This is a genomic window from Streptomyces sp. NPDC090442 (assembly GCF_044769405.1).
GTDB lineage: Bacteria > Actinomycetota > Actinomycetes > Streptomycetales > Streptomycetaceae > Streptomyces.
In genome coordinates, this window is sequence record NZ_JBIVXW010000205.1 from 1 (window position 1) to 2,547 (window position 2,547).

The 2,547-nt window shown below is 68.9% G+C and carries 3 protein-coding genes; 1 reads left to right on the forward strand and 2 read right to left on the reverse strand.

Going from position 1 to position 2,547, the window contains the following annotated elements; genetic code table 11:
* On the forward strand, nt 1-336 hold a 336-nt coding region (locus ACIQU6_RS44355), incomplete at its 5' end, for an SDR family oxidoreductase (RefSeq protein ID WP_403488363.1).
* Nucleotides 337-402: 66 nt separating this feature from the next.
* On the opposite strand, the gene ACIQU6_RS44360 is transcribed toward ACIQU6_RS44355, so the two are convergent.
* Nucleotides 403-1,359 carry a recombinase family protein gene (locus tag ACIQU6_RS44360; protein WP_403488367.1) on the reverse strand — a complete coding sequence of 319 codons (957 nt, stop codon included), beginning with the start codon at nt 1,357-1,359 and terminating at the stop codon, nt 403-405.
* A gap of 569 nt (nt 1,360-1,928) precedes the next feature.
* Complete coding sequence (locus ACIQU6_RS44365) at nt 1,929-2,468, reverse strand: hypothetical protein (protein WP_403488365.1); 540 nt, start codon at nt 2,466-2,468, stop codon at nt 1,929-1,931.
* Between the last annotated feature and the right edge of the window lie 79 nt (nt 2,469-2,547).

The window sequence follows — 2,547 nt, forward strand, 5'->3', positions numbered from 1 at the left end:
TACGCCTCCGCCAAGGGGGCGGTGAACACGTTCAGCAAGGGCCTGGCCGAGGAGTACGGACCCCAGGGGGTGCGGGTCAACACGCTTTCTCCCGGCGCCGTGCTCACCGAGCAGTGGGCCGGACCCGACGGCTTCGGCGCCAAACTCGCCGCCACCCGCAGCATCCCCCTGGAACAACTGCTGCGCGAGATCCCCGTCGAAATGGGGGCCACCACCGGCGAGTTCGTCGACCCCGGCCACGTCGGCGCGCTCGTGGCCTACCTGGCCTCACCCCTGGCAGCCGCAATCCACGGCGCCGACTACACCATCAACGCCGGCGCCATCAAGACCGTGTAACCCGTACACCAGCCGGACCATGTACGGCCTCGGGGAACATCGGTACAGGGGGCAACGAGCCAGTGATCATGATCCGGCCGGTGTGAGCGCGCTGATGCGGTTCTCGTATTCGCGGCGGGCCTTGCGCTGGGCCGGGACCGCGGGGAGGTCCTGGCTGCCGTCGAGCGGCTGGCAGCGGTCGAGGAGCTGGCGGTGCACGGCGGGGGCGGCGGTAACGCGCAGGGTGTAGCCCTGGCCGCGCCGTACGGTCACCCCTTGGTCGAGCGCGGCCCGCTCGGCGTCGTCCAGCTCGGCGGCGCGGAGGTAGTCGGCGACCTTGCCCGGCATGTCGAGGGTGACCGGCAGCTCTGGGGCGGGCGCGTCCTCCTCGCTGGCGGTGTGGTCGGGCATGAGGTCGGCGACGGCCGTGCGGATGGCGCCGCGGCTGACCCGGTGCTCGCGGGCGAGGGCGGCGATGGACTGGCCGCCCAGGTACGCGGTGCGCACGGCGTCGGTCTTGTCGGCCGGGACGGCGGGGCGGCGTCCGCCCTTGTTGCCCTTGGCTTCGGCGGCCCGTAGCCCGTCGTAGGTCAGCTCGCGTTGGAGGTCGCGCTGGAGTTCGCCGGCGGCGGCGAGGGTCTGCACCATGAATTTCACGGTGGACAGCAGTTCTCCGGTGCGCGGGTGGCGGGCGGTGAGGTCCATGGCGGAGAACGCGCCGTCGTGGATGCGCAGGGCGAGGCGGTCGCGGTGCAGTACGTCGAGCACGTCGAGGATGTGCTGGGTGCCGCGGACGAGGCGGAACATCTCGGAGATGTGCACGGTGTCGCCGGGCCGGGCGTAGTCGAGGAGTGCGCGGAACTTGGGGCGCTGGAGCGGGTGGAGGCGGCTGGAGGTGCCGGGGTCCTCTTCGAAGACGACCGGGTCCTCGATCCCAGCCTCGTGAAGGACGAGGTTCTGCCGGGCGGTCGACTGCTGGTCGGTCGAGACTCGCTTGTACAGTAGACCAGGTTCGCCACCGAGAGGCCCTTCCGTACGGAGGATCGAACCCTATCTGTCGTCAAACCCTGTCAGCAATCACCATCGGATCTGATTGGATTCGAGCCGCCTCGAACCCCCGGATTGCACGGGTTCATTGGACACGTCGGCCGCCTGTCGTCAATCGAACGTTGACGACAGGAGCCGGGAGTGCCGGCATCGCATCAGGCCGCGCGGTCCAGCCGCAAGAGGCCACCGCGGGTGGCGGGCGCCGTGGCCGCCACCCGCTCCAGCCTCTCTCGAAGGCGAGCTTCGCGTCGGCGACGGCGTCGTGCGGGCCGACGAGCGGCTGACTGCGGTACCGGCCGCGCTTGATGGACCACAAGCCCGCGCCACACTGCGCGTACGGCTTCATGGCGTCCTCCCGCCGGGCCCGGGCCAGCCACTGCGCCGCTGTCGTGGTGGCTGGCGAGCTCGCGGTCGAAACGCCGCGGTTGCAGTTCATGGTGTGTATGCGACCGCGGTTCGGCCGTGGAACACCTCGGTGAGGCGGGGCAGCAGCCGCCCGAACGCCGTGGCCCGCGCCAGGCGCCCGGGCGTATCTCTTCCAAACGCCTACGGGGGATGAAAGAGGTTCAGGCGCGATTTTCCTTCTTTGTACTGCGTGGGGTGAGCTGGGTGCGTCCGCCGGGGAGGGTTTCCCTGTCAACGGTGAAGGTGCCCCGGAGGTTGGCGGCAGTCAGCGTGAGCCGGTCCTCGCTGAGGGTGTAGTCGGCGGCCCGGAGCGGGAACAGGACCTCTGCATCGTCGTAGCTGCCGACGATCGTGCGGTTCAGGATGAGGATGGAGCCGTCTCCTACGAGGTATGCGCCGACCCAGGTCGCGATCAGGCTGGGCACGTGGTCAGTGGTGAAGACTCCGCGCGCTTCGGGCACTGTTTTGCTGCGTGCCTGTTCAACGGCTTCTGCCTGGCTCGGGTCCGGCGGGAGCATCCACCCGGAGGGGATCTTCAGGTATATGGAGTCCGGGGCCAGGAAGGCTCTGATGACGGGGTCGAGGGTGACGGCGATGATCCTGTTGCGTTTCCGGACGAGGCGGTTGTTCGTCGCGGTGATGCGGGAGGAGGGCGCCGGCGGGCGTTTCAGCTGCGGTATGCCGATAACGGGTCGCCCCACGATTGATGATCTTGCTCACGGTTGGGGACATGGAGTGGTTTCTATGAGTTGTCTGGGTTGTGATGACTCATCAGGCTCG